Consider the following 19,896-nt stretch of genomic DNA (forward strand, 5'->3'; position numbering starts at 1 on the left):
GAGGGGAATAATGGAACATTTACTTTATGACAAAAACGCCAGCTGTCCATGCTGCAGAAGACCATTTACTACAAAAAAAGTAAGGACGAGAGCATTAAAAATCTTGGCGAGAGATACAGATTTCTATGTACAATATAAGGATATTAATCCTATTCATTATCATATATGGATCTGCCCTAACTGCGGATTTAGTGCTACTGAAAGTGAATTTACAGAATTAAGCAAAGAGCAAAGAACCATATTACAGGATAATATTATGAAAAAATGGAAGTACAGGGATTATGGAGGTGTAAGAACGATAGAAGAAGCAGAAGGAACCTATAAGCTAGCAATTTTTGTTGCGCAGCTGTTAAAAAAGCCTAAAGGATATATAGGAACCCTATGCTTAAGATTGGCATGGCTTTATCGTGGGTGTGGTGATGAACGGGAAATACAGTTCCTACAACACGCTTTAAAATCTTTAGAGGTGTCTTATCAACAGGAATCTCTTCCTATAGGAGGGTTAGATGAAATATCGGCACTCTATTTGATCGGAGAATTATATAGAAAGCTAGGAAATCCTCAAGAAGCTATTCAATGGTATGCTAAGACACTAGAACATCCTGATATAAAGACAAAGCGACAAATTCAATTAATAGCTAGGGAGCAGTGGCGTATAGCAAGAGAAGCATATCAAGTAGAGAAAGAAGGGAATGCCAATGGATAATCTTTATTATTGTAATAGAAAAATTTTAGATTACTCTCTCTACATAGCATCTAGTGAAAAAGGCGTGCTGGCTATCGCCTTTGAAGAATTAGAAGAGGACTTTTTAAAAAGCCTTAAAAAGGACTTCTCTAGTTTTTCTATTATTTATGATGAAGATGCTAATCAGTTACCACTACAACAATTAGAAGAATACTTTCAAGGAGAGAGAGAGGTTTTCACCGTTTCTTTAGATTTAGTAGGAACAAATTTTCAAAAACAAGTATGGAGGGAGCTTCTTCGTATCCCTTATGGCAAAGTAGTTACTTATCAGGATATAGCGATAAAAATTGGAAACCCCAAGGCTGTAAGAGCTGTAGGGATGGCAAATAAAAAAAATAAAATTGCTATTATGGTACCATGCCATAGGGTGATTGGCTCCAATAAAAAACTGGTGGGTTACGATGGGGGATTGGATATAAAGGAAAAATTATTGACTTTAGAAGGTTTTCAGGTCATAGAAGAAAAAGTGATAAGAAAGTAAATAATTATTTTTGTGTTTTTCTCCTACAACAATGCATAAATTTATATTAAAGCTGTATTCTATGAAAGGTAGGAGGAGATAATATTGCAAGATTCATCTAATAATCCTATTATTTTTATTCCAGGACTTATGGGTTGCATGGGAAATGATATCATTGCTGGAACAGGTGATTGGAGCTTTGGGGTAGCACGCTGGGTTTATGATCCCTTTATAAAACAATTAGAAGAACTGAACTATCATATCAATGAAAACTTGTTTGTTTGTTACTACGATTGGCGACAAAAGAACACGAAAACAGTAGAAGTATACTTAAAACCTTTGTTAAAACAAGTAAAAGAGAAACATCCTAATAAAAAGATAGATTTTATCTGCCATAGCATGGGAGGAATTGTTGCAAGAACCTATATACAAAACAGGAGTTTTCAGTATGATGTAGATAAGTTAATTATGATAGCTACCCCCAACAGAGGTGCTATAGAGGCCTATTACTTATGGTCTACTGGTAACCTAATACCTAATAAAAAGAAAAGTCATTTTTATAATTTTCTTACAAAAGGTTATATATGGATGATATTAAGGTTAATGAATGTTTCTTTAGGCTTAGAAAATCTCGAAACAATTCATAGAACTTTTCCGGCGATTGAAGAGTTGATACCTTCCCTAGATTATGGAGAAATTTTATGCTATGAAGAGGGAAACGGAGAATGGAAGACAGTACCTAGATATTATATGAAATATAGGAATGATTTATTAGATCAGTTGAATGCAGATCTATATCTATTATCTCATAGAGTAAGAAAAACTTATTGGATTGCTGGATATAATTATTCTACTGCTGAATATTTAATGATTGACAGGAAGAAGTTGAGAGAATATGAAGAAAGTATTTTAGATGTAGTAGAGACACTGGATGGTGATGGTACAGTAGCAGTGAAAAGTGTAGAGCTAGAGGAATATGAACATTGTTATTTAGAAGCCAGCCATCGTAATATTGTAGCAAGCGCCTATCCTTATATAAATAAAATCTACACAAATCAAAGTATTGATTTGCCTAGAAGGGTTAGGACAGTAAAAGAAACTACATTACATATTTTGTTTACAGGAAAGTTAAATGTAATCGTAAAAAAAGAAGAAAAGATGATTATGTGTCTTCAAGAAGGTAATGTATCTACCCCCTATGTGCATATTTATGAAAAATATCCAGAAAACTATCAGTGGATTATATTAAAGGATGTACCTAAAGGAATGTACCAAATACAGGTAGATAATTATGAGGCAAAAGATATGCATATCATGGTAATGGGAGAAGGTTTGAAAGAAATAGAAAACGAAAAAGAAATAAAAGCGCATCAACGAGATTACCAATTCAACTTCCAAATCGATTAAAGCAATTCTGAAAACAACCTTCCAACATAGGAGAAAACTTAACATAATATCCTATAACAAAGCAACCTCTATGATGTTAAGGAGAAAAACGCAAAGGAGGCTTTGAAAATGAAAGCCGTAAAAAAAATGATCGTTTTGCTCTTTATCCTGTGGTTAATATTTATCGGGATAAAGCTCAAGGTGTCACAATTTTATAGTGAGGCTTCTAAGCTTCATTGGGACCATAGTGGTTTAGTCTTTAAACTAGAAAATGCAGAAAAGGGAATAAGTGAAAGGGTTGAAAGCTTGATTCATTCCTTTAATGAAGACAGGTGGAAGAAGGATAAGACTTTAGAAGCCTTTGAAGAGAAGACATTTACACTTTTAGATATAAAAATTGGTGATTCAGTTGAAACAGTAATAGAAATACTAGGACAGCCGGCAAGACAAGATGTTAGCCAGTATGGTTTTCAATGGTACATATATAATGAAGATTATACAAAGTATGTTCAAGTAGGAATTCAGCAGGGAAAGGTAGTGGGGCTGTATACAAATTCTTCTCTGTGGCAGTCTAACGAAAATCTTCAAATAGGAACAGATAGAAAAAGTGTGGAAACTCTCTTAGGGGAGCCTTTAGCGTATATCAAAAAAGGCAATGTGATTTACTATTTAACTGACCAAGAAGAAAGCCACACTTATTTAATAAACGATTATTATGCAACTATTTTTTATGATAGGCATCATGAGGATAAAGTAACCGCTATACAATTAATAGAAAAGTCTACAGAAGAGAGTTTACAAGGACTTTATGGAGAGGTTAATGAAGAACTAAGGGAAGTCTTTGAAAGACAGGTTTTTGACCTTGCTAACGCTGCTAGGGCAAGGTTTGGTTTGTCCCTCCTTCAGTGGGAAGAAAAGGCTGCTATGGCTGCAAGAAAGCATAGTAAGGATATGGCTGTGAACAATTATTTTGCTCATGAAAGTCCTCATGGCAGCGGGCCTTCTGATCGGATAGAAAGAGAAGGTGTTTCTTGGAGAAAATCAGGAGAAAATATTGCTGCTGGACAAACCTCTGCTATTTTCGCCCATGAAAATTGGATGAATTCCCTAGGACATAGAGAAAATATCTTAGGAGATTTTGAAAAGTTAGGGGTGGGGGTTTATTTTGGAGGAGAATATCATATTTATTATACACAGGAGTTTTATACACCTAGATAAAATGAGACCTAATTCAGGGGGAGTTTTTACTCTCTCTGAATTAAGTCTTATTTTATATATTATATGTTTAAAGTTTAACAAGATACCAAAAACAAGTTGCGACTTTAATCATATTTTGTTATCATAAAATTAACAAAATATTTCTAAAGCCTATGCTTGGTGCTTTGTAAGCTTAATAGGGAAAGTGGTGAAAGTCCACTACAGCCCCCGCTACTGTAAGTGAGGATGAAAACAGTAAATACCACTGGATTGTTCTGGGAAGGTACTGTGAGTAAAAGGAATCACGAGTCAGGAGACCTGCCAAATTTTGTAACAAACCTTCGGTGGGAGGGGTGCGTTAAATCAATAAAATTTTGATTTTTAGCCCTTATACGATGGTAAGGGCTTTTATTTATTCTATTAAAGAGGTGGCTACATGGAGAAAAATCTACTAACTTTAGTAACTGGTGGAGCAAGGAGCGGCAAAAGTAGTTTTGGAGAATCTATTCTTAAGGACATAGATGGACAAATATTGTATATTGCTACAGCTCAAGCTTTTGACGATGAAATGAAGGACCGGATAAAAAAGCATAGAGAAAGCCGTCCAAAAAATTGGGTTACATTGGAAGGATATAAAAATCTAGCTGAAGAAGTTCAGAGCTACAAAGGTAAGATAGCTGGGATTTTTTTAGACTGTATCACTATTATGGTCACTAATCTTATGTTTGAAGAGCCTATTGACTGGGATATCGTTTCAATGGATGAAGTGAATAGGGCAGAAAAAAATATTCTTGAAGAAATAAAGAATCTCACTTTGACTTTAAAAAATTTTCATGTGCCGGTGGTTTTTATTACCAATGAAATAGGACTAGGCATTGTACCAGAGAACAAGATCGCTAGAATCTTTAGAGATATAGCAGGAAGGGTAAATCAGTATATAGGAAAAGAAGTGAGCAATGTGTATTTTGTAACCTGTGGCATAGCAAATAAGATAAAATAGAAGGTGAGAGAGATGGTAGAGAAAAGGCTTGAAAAAGGATTAATACATATTTACACAGGAAATGGGAAAGGCAAAACAACGGCTGCTATAGGTCAAGGGGTTAGAACAGCCGGAGGAGGTTTTAAGGTATTGATGGTGCAGTTTCTAAAGGGAGATGATACGGGAGAGCTGCATAGTATTAAAAAGTTATCGCCTAACTTTGAATTAATACGGTTTGCTGCTACGAATAAGTTCTACTTCCGCTTAACGGAAGAGGAAAAAGTAGAAGTAAAAAAAAGCGTGTTGCAGGGTTTAGAAATGATTAAGAGATGCCTAAAGGCAGAAAGCTACAATTTAATTATTATGGATGAGATTATGGCGGTGATCTATAACAATGTTATAGATTTAGAGGAGGTACGAGAAATTCTCCTAAGTAAACCCCACTATATTGAAATGATTTTGACAGGAAGAAAAGCACCTGAACCTTTAATAGACTTAGCAGATTATGTGACTGAAATGACGATGATGAAGCACCCTTTTGAAAAAGGAATCGGTGCTAGGAAGGGAATCGAAAGCTAATGCAAAGATTTATACTGATTTTACAGTTTTTAACTAGAATAACGATTGCCAAAGATCTATCCTATGATGAGGATTTTAAAAAGGGAATTATCTATTTTCCACTGGTAGGTTTGGTGTTAGGAGGAATTTTAGCCGTTGCTTATAAAGGACTTTCATATGGCTTAAACGCCACTGTGGCAAGCATATTAGTGATCGCTCTATACGTTGCACTGACAGGAGGCCTGCACCTAGATGGACTAGGAGATACCTTTGATGGATTTTATAGCAGTCGTCCACGGGAAAGAATTTTAGAAATTATGAAGGATAGTCGATTAGGTACCAATGGTGTTATTGTAATTGTATTTGGTCTACTAATCAAAATATTTGGTTTAGCCGAAGTTTTACCGTCAAGGGGCTTAACAGCACTGATTTTGATGCCTGTTATGGGGAGACTAGCCATTGTGTATGGCTCTTATAATATAAGCTATGCTCGTAAAGAGGGTTTAGGCAATATATTTATCGATAAAATCACAAAGCAAGAGATTGCTGTAGCTACGTTGCTAACGGTGTTGTGTGCATTATTAGATAAAAACGCTTTATTCTTTATCCCTATTTTATGGTTGTTTTCTTATTTGTTTAAAAAATATAGTAAGCAGATTATTGGCGGCATGACGGGGGATACTTCAGGAGCCCTGTGTGAATTAACAGAAATCCTGTATATACTTTATCTATTGGTATTAACAAATATAAAACTATAGATATGTGTCTAGGAATTTTAATATACTAAGGTTTATATTTGCAGTCTTCGGCTACGTTTTTTAGCTAAGGCGAAACATAGAACGTGTATATTAAAATTCAAATTTAAAAGTGTGTACCTATATAGCATATTAAGTGTAGAGGTGAAGCCTATGACGGAATTATACTTAGTAAGGCATGGAGAAACAGAAGAAAATCGTAATAGCAGGTTTTGCGGTTGGACAGACGCGCCCCTAAATGAAGAGGGAAAACTACAGGCTCAGAAATTAATAGATGTCTTCAAAAACATAAGGATCGATGTTATCTATACCAGCGGTTTAAAACGGGCAGTAGAGACAGCTTCTTACACCAAGAAGGAGTGTCCTGTGTATCATTTGGAGGCTCTAAGGGAGTTAAACTTTGGTAAGGCTGAAGGACTAACCATAGAGGAAATCAAAGAAAGACATCCTAAGGTGTATGAGGGTTTAGAAAAGGATTATATCAAGGTGAAGTTTCCTTGTGGAGAAAGTTTGGAGGAAATGCACCATAGGGTGGCAGCTGCTGTTGATGAAATTTTAGATAAGGATAGAAATAAGAAAATCCTCTTGGTAGCGCATTCAGGTGTAATTCGTAGTGCTATCAGTCATTTGATTACAGGTGATATAAAGTATCACTGGAATTTTAAAGTAGGTCACTGTAGCATCAATAAGATTGAAAAGCATGGAGATTTTTGTGTGTTGACCTCTTTAAATGATACTTGTCATTTTAAATAACAAGGAGATAAAATGAGACTTAATTCATAAGGAGATGGTCAAAAGTTTGCACCTTAACTTTTGTGGCAGTCACTTAGTTTGTTTATCTAGAGGGAGTTTTTCCTCCCATGAGTTGTAGTGGAATTTCCTTCGAGGATGTAGTGCTTGATTTCTCACTTGTAGAAATGGGTGCCTTAGCAATACGTCGAAGGATAAAAGTATAGTAAACGGGATGATAGAAGTGGTTAATAGGAGAACAGAATTTAAAAAACTTAAGAGGTGAAAAGGATGAAAACAGGAAAAAGTATTATGCTACAAGGAACAGCATCTTCAGTAGGAAAAAGTTTATTAACAGCCGCCTTATGTAGAATTTTTCATCAAGAGGGATATCGGGTAGCTCCCTTTAAGTCGCAGAACATGGCTTTAAATTCCTTTATTACAGAGGAAGGCTTAGAGATGGGAAGAGCGCAGGTGTTTCAAGCAGAAGCAGCAGGTATTAAGCCATCAGCATCTATGAATCCTATATTGCTAAAACCCACAGGAGATCGACATGCTCAAGTAATTATTAAGGGAAAAGTATTTAAAAATATGACGGCTGTAGAGTATCATGAGTTTAAACCAGAATTAAGAGATATGATTCAAGAGGTATATCAGGAGCTTATTACAGCTAATGACATTGTTGTGATTGAAGGAGCAGGTAGTCCAGCTGAGATTAATTTACGGGACAAAGATATTGTCAATATGGGTATGGCAGAAATTGCTGATTGCCCTGTAATTCTTATCGGAGATATCGATAGGGGTGGTGTATTTGCATCTCTTTATGGAACCATTATGCTATTGACAGAAGAAGAACGAAAACGTGTAAAGGGTATATTTATTAACAAATTCAGAGGAGATACAAAAATTTTAGAACCTGGTCTAAAAATGCTCGAGGAACTTACAGGGGTACCTGTATTGGGGGTCATACCTTATGGAGATTTGAATATAGAAGATGAGGATAGCGTAACCGAACGTTTTAAGAAGGATATCAACAAAGAAGGCAAAGTGATGATAGAAGTTATTCAACTTCCTCATATCTCAAACTTTACAGACTTTCATGTTTTTGAGATTTTACCAGATGTTAACTTACGTTATGTAACAAGGGGCGAAACTGTAGGCAATCCAGATATACTTATCATACCTGGTTCAAAGAATACGATTGCTGATTTAAAATATTTAAGAGAAAGTGGTTTAGAAAAAGAAATTTTAAAAGCCCATAAAGAAGGAAGCTACATCATAGGTGTATGCGGTGGATATCAAATTTTAGGAGAGAAAATAGTAGATCCCCATGGTGTTGAAAGTAATCTTAAGGAAATAAAGGGCTTGGGATTATTGGAGGTAGAAACCACTTTTGAAGGTGAAAAAGTAACTACCCAAATTGAAGGAGAAATCGCTTTCGAAGACGATGATATTCTGTATAACTGCAAATCCACTGTCATCAAAGGCTATGAAATACACATGGGAAGAACAAAGTTAGAGGAAAATGTAAGACATCTGTTACAGATAACAAAAAAGTTAGGTCAAGAGGTTTCTTATCCAGATGGTGCTGTAAGCAAAGATGGAAAAGTGTTCGGTACATATATTCATGGTATTTTTGATGAAGTGAGCTTTACCCAGAAAATGATTGCAAATCTATTAGAGAAGAAAGGTTTTACATCTGCAATGAATGAAGAAAAAACCTTCCAAGACTTTAAAGAGCAGGAGTATGACAAATTAGCGGAATTAGTAAAACAAAGTATAGACTTAGAAAAAATTTATAAGATCATGGAGGGATAAAGGGTGAAACTCCTATTAAGTGCATACATATTGGATTTAATACTAGGAGACCCTCAAGGGTTTCCTCATCCTGTCCGTTATATTGGTAATCTTATTGCTTACTTAGAAAAAAAACTATTGAACTTAAAAAAGAGTACCCAACATCAATTCATCATGGGTATGTTCCTTAGTATTATTGTTATCGCAACTACCTATATCCTCACCTTAGTAATCATCACATTCGCTTATTCTTTACATGCTTATGTTGGTATTATTGTATCGGTCTTATTAGGATATACTGTATTGGCTACCAAAAGTTTAGATGTTGAGACGAGAAAGGTGTATAAAAAATTAGAAGGTGGAAGCATAGAAGATGCTCGTGTAGCTTTATCTTATATTGTTGGTAGGGATACGGAAGATTTGGATGAAAAAGAAATTACAAGAGCTACGATTGAGACCATTGGTGAAAATATTTCTGATGGCATCATTGCACCTATGTTTTATTTTTTTATAGGGGGGGTTCCTTTAGCGATGGCTTATAAAGCTGCTAATACTTTGGATTCTATGGTGGGCTATAAAAATGATAAGTATTTATATTTTGGTAGATTTTCTGCAAGATTTGATGATGTTGTGAACTATATTCCAGCAAGATTGACGGCACTCTTTATCATCATTGCTTCTCTTCTAAAGGGAAAAAACTATAGCCAATCCATAAAGACAGTTTTAAAGGATAGCGATAAACACAATAGTCCAAATGCAGGCTATCCTGAAGCGGCGGTAGCAGGAGCTCTAGAAATACAGCTTGGAGGAACCAATAAATATTTTGGTAAAGAGGTTTACAAGCCTACAATAGGCAATGCCGTAGATATATTAAATAAAAGCCATATCATTAAAACCATTGACTTGATGTATTGGACCTCTGCGGTAGCAATCCTATTTTTTACAATACTAAAACTAATAGTGGGGGGGTGGTCCTATGGCCCATGGTGGTAATATATTTGAAATACAGAGAAATTGCAATATTCATAAAGACGATCTTTTAGATTATAGTGCCAATATCAATCCTTTAGGGCTTCCGGGATCTTTGAAAGCAATGATTCTTCATAGTATAGAGGATCTTCAGCATTACCCTGATATTCATTATGAGGAATTAAAAACAGCTATTTCACAGTATTACTGCATTGATAAGAAGGATATTTTTGTGGGGAATGGTGCTGCCCAAATTATTTTTGATACCATTAACGCGCTAAACCCTAAAAAAACCATGATCTTGGCCCCTACTTTTAGCGAATATGAAAGAGCACTAAAGGTTTCTGGAAGTGTTATTATAGAACATCTATTAAAAGAAGAAGAAAACTTTGCTGTCAATGTTGAAGAGCTATTGAAAGTCATGGATGAGTCGATAGATTTGATGGTATTATGTAATCCCAATAATCCCACCAGTAGCTTGTTAAAAGCAGAAGAAATAAGAATGATATTAGAAAAAGCTGTAGAAAAAAATATCTGCTTAATGATGGATGAGGCTTTTATGGACTTTGTAGATGAAGAGCAACAATATAGCATGCTGCAGTATTATAAAGAATATGATAACCTAGTAATTGTTAGAGCCTTTACAAAATTTTATGGAATTCCAGGATTACGATTGGGGTTTGGCTTATGCAGCAACAAAAATTTAAAGGAAAAGATTTCCAAAAGGACAATTCCCTGGAGTTTGAATACATTTGCAGGATATTTTGGAAAAGTGCTATTAACAGAAAATAGTTATGTTGAAAAAACACATACATGGTTGAAGAATGAAAAAGAAAGATTTGTGGAAAAATTAAAAGAAATAGATGGATTAAAAATTTTTCCTCCCTCTGTTAATTTTATTCTTATAAAAATTTTGAAACCAGGCTTTGATGTTTTGCAGTTACAGGAAAAGTTGTTAGAAAAAAATGTTTTGATCAGAAACTGTAGTAATTTTGGCAACCTAGATAAAAGTTTTTTCAGAATTGCTATAAAAAATTCAGTGGATAATGATAAGTTTCTCGAGGCCTTAAGGGAGGCAATGAACAAATAAAAAACACTTGAACTTTCAAGTGTTTAAGAAGGCGTGCAGAAAGGACAGATACCATAAAAACAAAGGTGTTGATTCATGATTTGATAATTGGTTAAGCTTTCTACCCTCTTGGACAAATGCTTAAAGAATTCATTATCTAAGTCTTCTACTTTTTGACAATTGGTACACACAACATGGGGGTGACTTGCAGTATTTGAATCATATCTAAAGCTATTTTCCCCTATGTTAATCACTTGAATTAGTCCCAAACCTGAAAATAGCTCTAATGATTTATAGACAGTGGCTAGACTAATGGTTGGGTATGTAGGAGCAAGCTTTTTATAAATGGTCTCAGCATTAGGATGTTCATCGCTGTCTTTTACAGCCTGGTATATTGCAATACGCTGTGGCGTGATTTTACAGTTATTATCTTTTAATAACTTTACTAAAGTATCCATAACCCAATTCCCCCTAAAAATAAATACAAATTATTATTTAGTATCTTGTTTCCATTATAGAATAATGTTAATATTTTGTCAATCGAAAACCTAGTATTTTCTAAGTTTTAACCTAAAAACCGAGAAGTCTCCCTCCTCTTAGCTTTCCTTACTCACGCAGTGAGAGCGTAGGAGGGAGACTTCTCGGTTGTTTTTGCCTTGTAAGAGTGATATACTATAATCAGTAGTATAAAACTAAAGGTGGTAAAAACAATGAAGTTAGACAATAATAATCATTCAGTATTCTTGATGTATTATCATCTGGTATTGGTCATAAAATATAGGCGAAAAGCATTTGACGATGTAATATCGGAACGTGCAAAAGAAATATTCGAATACATCGCACCAAAATACAATATAGCGCTAATGGAATGGAATCATGATGAAGATCATGTTCATATACTGTTCAAAGCTCATCCAAACAGCGAATTGTCCAAGTTCATAAACACCTATAAAAGTGCAAGCTCAAGATTGCTAAAAAAAGAATACCCAGGGGTTCGTAAGAAACTCTGGAAAGAATATTTTTGGTCGAGAAGCTACTGTTTGTTGACGACAGGTGGTGCGCCAATTGAAGTCATTAAGAAATATATCGAAAGTCAAGGTGAGAAGCATTGAATAAAGCATTCAAATTTAGAATATATCCAACTAAAGAGCAAGAAGAATTATTATCCAAAACCTTTGGTTGTGTTCGTTTTGTCTATAATAAAATGCTTTCAGATCGGATTTCGCACTATAATGAGACAGGTGAAAGTTTGAACAACACGCCTGCTCAGTACAAAAAGGAATTTGAGTGGCTAAAAGAAGTAGACAGTTTAGCACTTGCTAATGCACAGCTCAATCTAAACAAAGCCTATAAAAATTTTTTTCGTGATAAATCCATTGGATTTCCGAAATTCAAATCAAGAAAAAACAATCATCGAAGCTATACAACCAATTGTGTAAATGGAAACATAAAGTTAGATGATGGTTATCTTACACTTCCAAAGCTTAAAGCAGTTAAAATCAAACAACACAGAATGGTGCCCGATGATTATAAACTAAAATCAGTAACGATTAGTAAAACACCGACAGGGAAATACTTTGCAAGCATTTTGTATGAATATGAAAAGCATATAGAACTTGCAAAACCTGAAAAGTTTGTAGGAATGGATTACTCTATGAAAGAGCTATTCATAACATCAGATGGCATATCGGCAGAATATCCACGTTACTACAGGTTATCACTTGAAAAACTGAAAAAAGAGCAAAGGAAACTATCAAAATGTGAAAAAGGCAGTAATAACAGAAACAAGCAACGACTTAAAGTTGCAAAATTTCATGAAAAAGTAGCTAATCAGCGAAAGGATTTCTTACACAAGACATCTAAGCAGATAACCAATGCATTTGATGGTGTGTGTATTGAAGACCTAAGCATGAAAGGTATGTCCCAAGCGCTAAACTTTGGTAAAAGTGTTTCGGATAACTCGTTTGGGACATTTGTGTCTATGCTTGATTACAAGCTTAAAGAGCAGGGGAAGCAACTTGTAAAGATTGATAAATGGTTCCCAAGCTCAAAGATGTGCAGTGCATGTGGTCAAATAAAGGATGCCTTATCACTTTCAGACCGTACATATCATTGTGAGCACTGTGGCTTAAGTCTTGATAGAGACTATAACGCAAGTATAAACATTAGAAACGAAGGTATGCGTATCTTATCAGCATAAATTATGAAAGAACCGTGGGGCACACGGGGATAGCTCACTTATGCTGTAGCCGTTAGGCTACTCGAACGAGAAGCCCCCACTTCTTCAAGTGGTGGGAGTATGTCACAGAAGTGCAGATATTAGTTCAAATCAAATATTTTTTAAAAATTATTTTGAAAAGTCATTCACAACCTAGAAAGGCTTTCGTGTGGATATTTTCTGTGATTTTTTGACTTCCTTATATGCTTATTAGGGTGGAAAAGTTATAGATAAAGTTAGTGCTAATGATACTGAAGTATGTATAGGAGCATCAAAACCAAAAATAAGGAGCTAAAAATGAAATGAAATATAAACTAGTTGTTTTAGATATGGATGGAACCTTGCTAAACAGCAAGCACCAAATAACCCAAGAAAATAAAAAGGCTTTAAAAGAAGCTATGGACCAGGGAATAAGTGTGGCCATTGCAACCGGCAGAATTTATACTTCTGCTGGGTTCTATGCAAGGCTCTTAGGAATTTCCACGCCAATTATTGCTTGCAATGGCGCACTGATAAAAGAAAGTTTAAAAGAAGAGGCTATTTATAGCAATCCTATCAAAAAAGAAGATGTATTGAAAGTAATTGATCTATGCAAGAAAAATAATATCTATTTTCAATTTTATGATGAAGAAAACTTCTATGTGGAGACCTTGAAGCATAGTGCACTAAAATATCAAGATTGGAATAAAGAACAAAAGGAAGAAGATCGGATAAAGATTCTACAGCTTGAAGATGCAATTACATATTTAAAGAGAAAAGATATAAAGGTATTGAAGATATCCATCATGGACGATGATCTTGAAAAACTAGAAAAAGTTAAAAACGCCATTAGTAAGATGAATACGATAGAAATTAACAAGTCATGGTATGATAATATAGAGGTAATGAACAAAGGGGTATCGAAAGGAAAAGCAATTGAAGCACTAGGAGGAATTTTAAATGTTTCTAGAGAAGAAATTATAGCCTTCGGAGATAATTATAATGATCTTTCTATGAAAGATTATGTTAAAACTTTTGTCGCTATGGGAAATGGAGAAACTTATGTAAAACAACAGGCAGATTATATCACTGCCAGCAATGATGAAAGTGGTATAGCTAAGGGAATTTACAATGTTGTTTTAGGGAAGATGGATTATTAGAAGGATGTGGTTTGTTTGGAAAAGAAAGTGGTATCCCTTGTTCGGTGTAGTGGGTATGATGACAAAATTCTTAAAGAAGCAATAGAAAAAACATTTTATCATTTGGGGGGCATAGAGAATTTTATCAATAAAGGCGATAAGGTCCTATTAAAGCTAAATTTATTAATGAAAAAAAAGCCTGAGGATGCCACCACAACCCACCCAATATTTGTAAAAGCATTGACTCAAGTATTAATAGCGTATGGCGCAGAGGTGGTGATTGGAGATAGTCCAGGGGGCCCTTTTAACACATCATTACTTAAAGGTGTATATAAAGCCTGTGGTATTGAGGAAGTAGCGACTAAAGTAGGCGCTAAATTAAATTACAATACCAATATATCGGAGATACAAAATGAAAAAGGGTTAATTTTGAAAAAGATAACAGCTATCGAAGTTTTGCAGAAAGTGGATAAGGTTATATCGGTTTCAAAATTAAAAACCCATGGCATGATGATGTTTACAGGGGCTGTGAAAAATATGTTTGGTGTGGTTGCGGGACTTGAAAAGGCGGAGTATCATGTAAGAATGCCTAACAACGATGATTTTTCCAATGCGCTAGTAGATATATGCTTAGCGGCTAACCCTATACTATCTTTTATGGACGGCATTATAGGCATGGAGGGGGCTGGACCTAGTGCAGGAAATCCTAGGGAGATAGGAGCTGTCCTTGCCTCCACCAGTCCATATCATTTGGATGTAGTAGCAACATCGATGATAGGAATAACACCTACAAAGGTACCGACGATTCAAAGATCTGTCGAAAGAGGACTATGTAAAGGGAGCTTTGAAGATATAGATTTGAAGGGTGAAAGCATCGAAAATTTTATTCTTAAAGATTTTGTTGTACCTGAAATAAGGAGTTTAGATCTGTTAGAAGGTAAGTTACCAAAATTTCTAAGAGATATACTGAATCATGCCCTACAGCCAAAGCCAGTTTTTATGCATAATATATGTGTAGGATGTAGAGATTGTGCTGAAAATTGTCCACCTAAAGTAATTGATATGATGAATAATAAACCTAATGTAAAGTTAGATGAATGTATAAGATGTTTTTGCTGTCAGGAATTATGTCCTGTTAAAGCGGTAAACATACAAAGGCCACTACTTATGAAGTTGTTAGCGAAATTATAAATTACGTAAATTCTCCACGTGCTTCGTTTTTCTAAGCTAGTTCTATGTATTAAGATAACAACTAGTGGGAACAAATATAATAAAAAACTAGTTGGAGGCAAAAATGAAAAATAGAAGAATTAATGAACCTATTGTCAGTATAACCCATAATCAATTGGAACAATTATCTATAGTAGAAGCCATAAATTTATTACCAATAGATGAAATCATAAAACAAGGAGACCGGGTGGTGATTACACCTAATTGGGTAAAGGCAAAACCTCCTTATACCGCTACTGTTGTAGGACCCCAAACTTTGCAAAAACTTATTCAGTATATAAAAACCAAGAATCCTGCAAGTATTATTGTAGCTACTGGTTCTGGTGGAGATGACACATTAAAAGTCTTTCAAGCAGTAGGCTACGATAAAATCATCCAAGAAGAAAATATAGAATTTGTTGATTTGAATTATGGTCCCTATATCGAACTGGAACTAGAACATGATATTATTAAAACCACAAAAATGAATAAGCTATTACAGGAAATAGATGTACTTATAAGTTTTACACAATTAAAACAACATGAAGAAGCCACAGTAAGTGCTTCTATAAAAAATATTGCACTAGGGTGGCCTCCTGCTGAAATCCATGGTTTTCCTAAAAAGAAACTAGGCATTCACGAAGATTTACACGGATTTATTGCAGCCATCACCAAAAAAATCCCTGTAGACTTAGCGATCGTGAGTTTAGATAAAACCATGATAGGGACAGGCCCTTCCAATGGCAAAGCAGTAAATACAGAAGGTTTGATGATAGCAGCTACAGATGCATTAGCAGCAGATGCTATAGGAGCTAGGTTATTAGGTTTTTTACCTCAAGCTGTCCAATACATCTATAAACTATACAAAGAAGGCGTAGGAGAAGTGGACCCTAAAAAAATGACAATAAAGGGACTTACTTTAGAAGAAGCAGAGAAACTATTTTCTAAAGCAGCCTATGGTCAAGAAATTGTTTTAGATCAAAATAATGTCATAAAAAATATTCATGGCACACAGTGAAGGATTATCTAATATTGTACATAAGACCAATGGTTTTTGGTCCACAGTGGCTGGAGATAACACATCCAGCTTCTAAAGTTATGATCTCTTGAACTTCTAAGACTTTTAGAAGTTCTTTTTTAAAATAAAGTAAATCCTCATAGGCAAGAGAATGAATAATAACAATTCTACTCACATCCACTTTATCTTTATCTTTTAAGAGTTCACTTAATAAGGTATGTAAAGTTTTTTCTCTTTTTCCTCTTGTTTTTTGATCAAGAAGAATTTTTCCTTCCACTACCTTAAGAATCGGTCTAATTTTTAGCATACTTCCAATAAAGCTTTGGATAGAGGAGCATCTACCACCTTTTTGTAAATACTGTAGTGTATCAATAGCAAAATATGTTCTCATCTTAGGAACCATTTCTCTAATTTTAGCTGCAATTTCTTGATGATCTAAGCCTTCCTCAACATAGTCTGAAGCTTTTAAAACCAATAAGCCTATGCCAGCTGACAGATTCAGAGAGTCTATAATCTCGATTTTCCCTTCGGGAAATTCTGAAGCAGCTATTTTGGCATTTTGTATGGTTGAAGACAGTTGAGAAGATAAACCAATATAGATAATACTTTTTCCTTTATCTATGTAAGGTTTAAAGATATTGTGAAAGTCTGCAGGTGTAGGAGCAGATGTCTTAGGAAGATCGCCAGTTTCATTAACTTTTTTATATAAATCCTCTGTTGAAATCTCCACACCGTCTTTATAGGTATCTTTTTCTCCAAAAACAACATATAAGGGTACAATAGCAATCTCTTTTTCTTTAAGAAGTTCTATAGGAAGATCGCTTGTACTATCAGTAATAATTTGTACAGGATGCATTTTTTTTCCTCCTAAACAAGTGGAATATATTCTATTATTATAACAAGAAGTGCAAATAAAAATAATAGCCATATTTGAATATATTTTTTTCTAATCAGATTATAGCATATTATCTAGGTAATGAGAATTGATAAAAGGAATCACTAAATGAAATAGAGGAATATAATGAAAAAGAGAAGGAGGTTGGTAGGATGGGAGAATGATTATTTTAGATCCTGGTCATGGTGGTGATGATAGAGGCAATCGAGGACCAACGGGCTATATAGAGGCTGATGGGGTTTTAGATATCGGTCTTAGGCTTAGAGATGGATTAATTCAAGAAGGCTATGATGTGAGAATGACGAGAGAAAAGGATGAAACAGTGACACTTTATGATAGGACAAAAATGGCTAACAGCTGGCAGGGAAGTTTGCTGCTAAGTCTTCATACGAATGCGGGGCCGGAAGGTGCAGATGGTATCGAAATCTTCTACACCTTAAATAATGAATGGCAAAATCAGCAACATCATCAAGAAGCAAAAAGAGCGGCAGAAGTTATTCAGAGAAGTCTAGTGGAAGCTACGGGATTAAGAGATAGAGGCGTTAAAACAAGGTTAGTAGACAATACTTCCTCTCCTATCTATGGAAGAGACTACTATGCGGTTATTAGAAGAAGCAATATGCCGGCATTAATTATAGAGATGGGTTTTCACTCTAATCCAAGGGAAGAAGCATTGTTAAAGACACCAGAATTCAGACAAAAATTAGCTGATGCTATAGTAAAAGGAATGAAGGAGGCATATCCTATGGGAGATTTACCAGCGTCAGAAAAGGTCCAAGCAGAAAAAAGAAAGATAGCACTAACAGTGCATAATAACACTGTAGAAGTAAATGGATTATTTTATGAAAACAGGAACTATGTACCGATAAAGTTTTTTGAGGAATTTGGTTATGAAGTAACTTGGGATGAAGTAAATAGTATAGTGAAAATTCGTTATAAAAAGTAGCAAAACAACTGGGATAACCCAGTTGTTTTTCAGTGATGATATATTGACAAGGCAGCTTATTCTATGTTTTAATTATATTTGCGATTCTTGTCATACCAATGTTTTTCTTATAGTGTGGGATAACAAGAATTACTAAGGTCAGTTCGTAACCATCCTGACCATAAAATGAGACTTAATTCAGGGGGAGTTTTTACCCTCCCTGAATTGTAGCCGAATTTACTTCGAAGATGTAGTGCTTGATCTCTCACTTCTTAAAGTGGGAATCTTAGCAATACACCGAAGGATAAACAAAACTATGGATTTGGAGGTAAGTGAATGAAAAAAACTAGGTTTATAACCCAAGCTGCTATGATTGCAGCCATCTATGTAGTGCTGGTGGAAGTTTTTAAGCCCTTTTCCTATGGTATGATTCAGGTTAGGGTAGCAGAAGCCTTGACAGTGCTGCCTTTCTTTACACCAGCGGCTATACCCGGACTAACGGTGGGTGTAATTGTATCTAATATTATTGGCCCTTATGGTTTACTGGACATTGTACTTGGAAGCTTAGCCACTTTAATTGCTGCATATCTTTCCTACAAAATGCCTAAAAAGCTATTGGTGCCTTTACCACCTATTTTGGTAAACGCAGTAATAATAGGTGCTATGCTATACTATATTTTCCTAGGGACACCGGATGAAGTGCCTTTGTTGGCAATCATGGGATGGGTTGGGCTAGGTCAATTGATCGCCTGCTATGGGTTAGGATATCCTTTGATAAAGATATTAGAAAAATATAAGGAAAAAGTATTTTAATAAGCTAAAAAACTACCTTCCTCAAATAATAGGGCGGTAGTTTTTTTATAGAGAGATTTTTATGAAATTTTTTACTATGCTAAGATTCCTGGCTTCTATATAAGTGGGTTTTGAATTAGGAGGAATAGCGTCTACGCCTAATTTCTAGACCTTTCGATCTGCTGAAGGGATTTGGCTACGGTGTGGTGTTTGACTTGTTTTTTTGTATATTCATCGTCATGAGAACACATCTTATAGTAACTGCCAAAAGTACAACTGTGCCACCTATAAAAGCCCATTTGTCTGGTTTTTCACCAATTAATAGTAAAACCCAAAGGGGATTCATGATGGGTTCGATTACCGTGATAAGAACAGCCTCCATAGCACTGACTTGTTTAATAGCAGCTACATATAATAGATAAGATAAACCCAGCTGAACAATGCCTAAAAATAGGATGCCACTAAAATCTTTTATAACCAGGGTAGAACGAAGCATAAAGGGAAGACCAGCAATTGCAGTAAAAATATTTCCTATAAGTAAGGATTCAAAGGGAGATTCATCCTTCTGTTTTCTTAGGAATAACACCATAGCAGCAAGACTCATACCACTGGCAATCGCTAATAGATTTCCTACAACATTTTGTGGTTGTAGATCATCAATAAAAAATAAGGCCATACCACTAAAAACAAAAAAAACTGTTATCCAATCCAAACGTGTAATTTTTTCTTTTAGAAACATGAAACTAAATAAAGCTACGTAGATAGGCGCAGTATACTGTAATAATATAGCATTTGCAGCAGTAGTCCATTTGTTGGCAGTTACAAAGAAAAGCATCATTCCCGCATAGGCTAATCCTCCTAAAATTTGCGCTTTGGACCAATTGAACTTAGGTTTTTCAATCATCAGCCAAACAAAGATAGCAGCAATACTACTTCTAAAGCCAGCAAGAGCAAAGGGATGCAAATGTATTGACTTGATAAATACACCACCTAAGCTTAGCAGAAAAGCACTAATCAGTAAATACACAACAGCTGTTCTTTGTGTACACTTACTTATCAAAAAATTCATCATGTATT

General features: G+C 35.0%; 21 protein-coding genes and 1 riboswitch. Of the genes, 18 read left to right on the top strand and 3 right to left on the bottom strand.

Annotated elements, in window-relative coordinates; genetic code table 11:
• Window positions 1-10: 10 nt before the first annotated feature.
• The 11 genes from BJL90_RS10750 to cobD all read left to right on the top strand — a co-directional run bounded on the left by BJL90_RS10750 (window position 11) and on the right by cobD (window position 10,665).
• Entirely contained in the window at window positions 11-706 is a 696-nt protein-coding gene (locus BJL90_RS10750) for a DUF2225 domain-containing protein (RefSeq protein WP_070967702.1), read from the top strand.
• Window positions 699-1,226: a methylated-DNA--[protein]-cysteine S-methyltransferase gene (locus BJL90_RS10755; RefSeq protein ID WP_205684236.1), complete on the top strand. Its 528-nt coding sequence runs from the start codon at window positions 699-701 to the stop codon at window positions 1,224-1,226. Before BJL90_RS10750 ends, BJL90_RS10755 begins: the two co-directional genes overlap by 8 nt.
• Window positions 1,227-1,310: 84 nt before the next feature.
• Entirely contained in the window at window positions 1,311-2,612 is a 1,302-nt protein-coding gene (locus tag BJL90_RS10760) for an esterase/lipase family protein (protein ID WP_070967707.1), read from the top strand.
• Window positions 2,613-2,720: 108 nt separating this feature from the next.
• The gene (locus BJL90_RS10765; RefSeq protein WP_070967710.1) at window positions 2,721-3,809 is read left to right on the top strand and encodes a CAP domain-containing protein; all 1,089 of its coding nucleotides are present in this window, start codon (window positions 2,721-2,723) and stop codon (window positions 3,807-3,809) included.
• A gap of 140 nt (window positions 3,810-3,949) precedes the next feature.
• Window positions 3,950-4,128: riboswitch (cobalamin riboswitch) on the top strand.
• Window positions 4,129-4,224: 96 nt separating this feature from the next.
• Window positions 4,225-4,788 (top strand): bifunctional adenosylcobinamide kinase/adenosylcobinamide-phosphate guanylyltransferase, encoded by a 564-nt coding sequence (cobU, locus tag BJL90_RS10770; protein ID WP_070967713.1) that lies wholly within the window; start codon window positions 4,225-4,227, stop codon window positions 4,786-4,788.
• Window positions 4,789-4,800: 12 nt separating this feature from the next.
• Window positions 4,801-5,346, top strand: a complete 546-nt coding sequence (locus BJL90_RS10775; RefSeq protein WP_070967716.1) for a cob(I)yrinic acid a,c-diamide adenosyltransferase — start codon at window positions 4,801-4,803, stop codon at window positions 5,344-5,346.
• Window positions 5,346-6,083, top strand: coding sequence for an adenosylcobinamide-GDP ribazoletransferase (gene cobS / locus BJL90_RS10780; RefSeq protein WP_070967719.1), 738 nt, complete (start codon window positions 5,346-5,348; stop codon window positions 6,081-6,083). The genes BJL90_RS10775 and cobS overlap by 1 nt, the downstream gene beginning before the upstream one ends.
• A gap of 150 nt (window positions 6,084-6,233) precedes the next feature.
• Window positions 6,234-6,833: a histidine phosphatase family protein gene (locus tag BJL90_RS10785; RefSeq protein WP_070967722.1), complete on the top strand. Its 600-nt coding sequence runs from the start codon at window positions 6,234-6,236 to the stop codon at window positions 6,831-6,833.
• Window positions 6,834-7,100: 267 nt separating this feature from the next.
• Window positions 7,101-8,627 (top strand): cobyric acid synthase, encoded by a 1,527-nt coding sequence (locus BJL90_RS10790; RefSeq protein WP_070967725.1) that lies wholly within the window; start codon window positions 7,101-7,103, stop codon window positions 8,625-8,627.
• Window positions 8,628-8,630: 3 nt separating this feature from the next.
• Entirely contained in the window at window positions 8,631-9,599 is a 969-nt protein-coding gene (cbiB, locus tag BJL90_RS10795; protein ID WP_070967728.1) for an adenosylcobinamide-phosphate synthase CbiB, read from the top strand.
• On the top strand, window positions 9,583-10,665 hold the full coding sequence (gene cobD, locus BJL90_RS10800; protein WP_070967737.1) for a threonine-phosphate decarboxylase CobD: 1,083 nt from the start codon (window positions 9,583-9,585) through the stop codon (window positions 10,663-10,665). The genes cbiB and cobD overlap by 17 nt, the downstream gene beginning before the upstream one ends.
• A gap of 23 nt (window positions 10,666-10,688) precedes the next feature.
• Here cobD and perR read toward each other — a convergent pair whose 3' ends face one another.
• Window positions 10,689-11,102, bottom strand: a complete 414-nt coding sequence (gene perR, locus BJL90_RS10805; protein ID WP_070967740.1) for a transcriptional regulator PerR — start codon at window positions 11,100-11,102, stop codon at window positions 10,689-10,691.
• A gap of 252 nt (window positions 11,103-11,354) precedes the next feature.
• On the opposite strand from perR, the gene tnpA reads away from it, so the two are divergent.
• The 5 genes from tnpA to BJL90_RS10830 all read left to right on the top strand — a co-directional run bounded on the left by tnpA (window position 11,355) and on the right by BJL90_RS10830 (window position 16,207).
• Window positions 11,355-11,756, top strand: a complete 402-nt coding sequence (tnpA, locus tag BJL90_RS10810) for an IS200/IS605 family transposase (RefSeq protein WP_070967743.1) — start codon at window positions 11,355-11,357, stop codon at window positions 11,754-11,756.
• The gene (locus BJL90_RS10815) at window positions 11,753-12,844 is read left to right on the top strand and encodes an RNA-guided endonuclease TnpB family protein (protein WP_070967746.1); all 1,092 of its coding nucleotides are present in this window, start codon (window positions 11,753-11,755) and stop codon (window positions 12,842-12,844) included. The genes tnpA and BJL90_RS10815 overlap by 4 nt, the downstream gene beginning before the upstream one ends.
• 320 nt (window positions 12,845-13,164) lie before the next feature.
• Window positions 13,165-14,001, top strand: coding sequence for a Cof-type HAD-IIB family hydrolase (locus BJL90_RS10820; protein ID WP_070967748.1), 837 nt, complete (start codon window positions 13,165-13,167; stop codon window positions 13,999-14,001).
• Between the two features lie 6 nt (window positions 14,002-14,007).
• Window positions 14,008-15,171, top strand: a complete 1,164-nt coding sequence (locus BJL90_RS10825; protein WP_156778763.1) for a DUF362 domain-containing protein — start codon at window positions 14,008-14,010, stop codon at window positions 15,169-15,171.
• A 103-nt stretch (window positions 15,172-15,274) separates the two neighbouring features.
• The gene (locus tag BJL90_RS10830; protein WP_070967754.1) at window positions 15,275-16,207 is read left to right on the top strand and encodes a DUF362 domain-containing protein; all 933 of its coding nucleotides are present in this window, start codon (window positions 15,275-15,277) and stop codon (window positions 16,205-16,207) included.
• A gap of 4 nt (window positions 16,208-16,211) precedes the next feature.
• Here the strand turns inward: BJL90_RS10830 and BJL90_RS10835 are convergent, their stop codons facing one another.
• A complete protein-coding gene (locus tag BJL90_RS10835; RefSeq protein ID WP_070967757.1) occupies window positions 16,212-17,063 on the bottom strand; it encodes a DegV family protein in 852 nt (283 codons plus the stop codon).
• Window positions 17,064-17,262: 199 nt separating this feature from the next.
• Between BJL90_RS10835 and BJL90_RS10840 the strand changes: the two genes are divergently transcribed.
• Both BJL90_RS10840 and BJL90_RS10845 read left to right on the top strand, forming a co-directional pair.
• Window positions 17,263-18,048, top strand: coding sequence for an N-acetylmuramoyl-L-alanine amidase (locus BJL90_RS10840; protein ID WP_070967760.1), 786 nt, complete (start codon window positions 17,263-17,265; stop codon window positions 18,046-18,048).
• Between the two features lie 315 nt (window positions 18,049-18,363).
• On the top strand, window positions 18,364-18,840 hold the full coding sequence (locus BJL90_RS10845) for a QueT transporter family protein (RefSeq protein WP_070967763.1): 477 nt from the start codon (window positions 18,364-18,366) through the stop codon (window positions 18,838-18,840).
• 175 nt (window positions 18,841-19,015) lie between these two features.
• Here the strand turns inward: BJL90_RS10845 and BJL90_RS10850 are convergent, their stop codons facing one another.
• Complete coding sequence (locus tag BJL90_RS10850; RefSeq protein ID WP_236904897.1) at window positions 19,016-19,888, bottom strand: DMT family transporter; 873 nt, start codon at window positions 19,886-19,888, stop codon at window positions 19,016-19,018.
• Window positions 19,889-19,896 lie beyond the last annotated feature (8 nt).

The organism is Clostridium formicaceticum, assembly GCF_001854185.1.
Lineage (GTDB): Bacteria > Bacillota > Clostridia > Peptostreptococcales > Natronincolaceae > Andreesenella > Andreesenella formicacetica.

What these genes read in the sequence shown, in the direction of transcription:
- BJL90_RS10790 (WP_070967725.1), top strand. Translation starts at nt 7,101, where the DNA reads ATGAAAACAGGAAAAAGTATTATGCTACAAGGAACAGCATCTTCAGTA.
- BJL90_RS10830 (WP_070967754.1), top strand. Translation starts at nt 15,275, where the DNA reads ATGAAAAATAGAAGAATTAATGAACCTATTGTCAGTATAACCCATAAT.
- BJL90_RS10840 (WP_070967760.1), top strand. Translation starts at nt 17,263, where the DNA reads ATGATTATTTTAGATCCTGGTCATGGTGGTGATGATAGAGGCAATCGA.
- BJL90_RS10785 (WP_070967722.1), top strand. Translation starts at nt 6,234, where the DNA reads ATGACGGAATTATACTTAGTAAGGCATGGAGAAACAGAAGAAAATCGT.
- BJL90_RS10835 (WP_070967757.1), bottom strand. Translation starts at nt 17,063, where the DNA reads ATGCATCCTGTACAAATTATTACTGATAGTACAAGCGATCTTCCTATA.
- BJL90_RS10750 (WP_070967702.1), top strand. Translation starts at nt 11, where the DNA reads ATGGAACATTTACTTTATGACAAAAACGCCAGCTGTCCATGCTGCAGA.
- BJL90_RS10755 (WP_205684236.1), top strand. Translation starts at nt 699, where the DNA reads ATGGATAATCTTTATTATTGTAATAGAAAAATTTTAGATTACTCTCTC.
- BJL90_RS10765 (WP_070967710.1), top strand. Translation starts at nt 2,721, where the DNA reads ATGAAAGCCGTAAAAAAAATGATCGTTTTGCTCTTTATCCTGTGGTTA.
- cobD (WP_070967737.1), top strand. Translation starts at nt 9,583, where the DNA reads ATGGCCCATGGTGGTAATATATTTGAAATACAGAGAAATTGCAATATT.
- cobU (WP_070967713.1), top strand. Translation starts at nt 4,225, where the DNA reads ATGGAGAAAAATCTACTAACTTTAGTAACTGGTGGAGCAAGGAGCGGC.
- tnpA (WP_070967743.1), top strand. Translation starts at nt 11,355, where the DNA reads ATGAAGTTAGACAATAATAATCATTCAGTATTCTTGATGTATTATCAT.
- cobS (WP_070967719.1), top strand. Translation starts at nt 5,346, where the DNA reads ATGCAAAGATTTATACTGATTTTACAGTTTTTAACTAGAATAACGATT.
- BJL90_RS10820 (WP_070967748.1), top strand. Translation starts at nt 13,165, where the DNA reads ATGAAATATAAACTAGTTGTTTTAGATATGGATGGAACCTTGCTAAAC.
- BJL90_RS10850 (WP_236904897.1), bottom strand. Translation starts at nt 19,888, where the DNA reads ATGAATTTTTTGATAAGTAAGTGTACACAAAGAACAGCTGTTGTGTAT.
- BJL90_RS10775 (WP_070967716.1), top strand. Translation starts at nt 4,801, where the DNA reads ATGGTAGAGAAAAGGCTTGAAAAAGGATTAATACATATTTACACAGGA.
- perR (WP_070967740.1), bottom strand. Translation starts at nt 11,102, where the DNA reads ATGGATACTTTAGTAAAGTTATTAAAAGATAATAACTGTAAAATCACG.
- BJL90_RS10845 (WP_070967763.1), top strand. Translation starts at nt 18,364, where the DNA reads ATGAAAAAAACTAGGTTTATAACCCAAGCTGCTATGATTGCAGCCATC.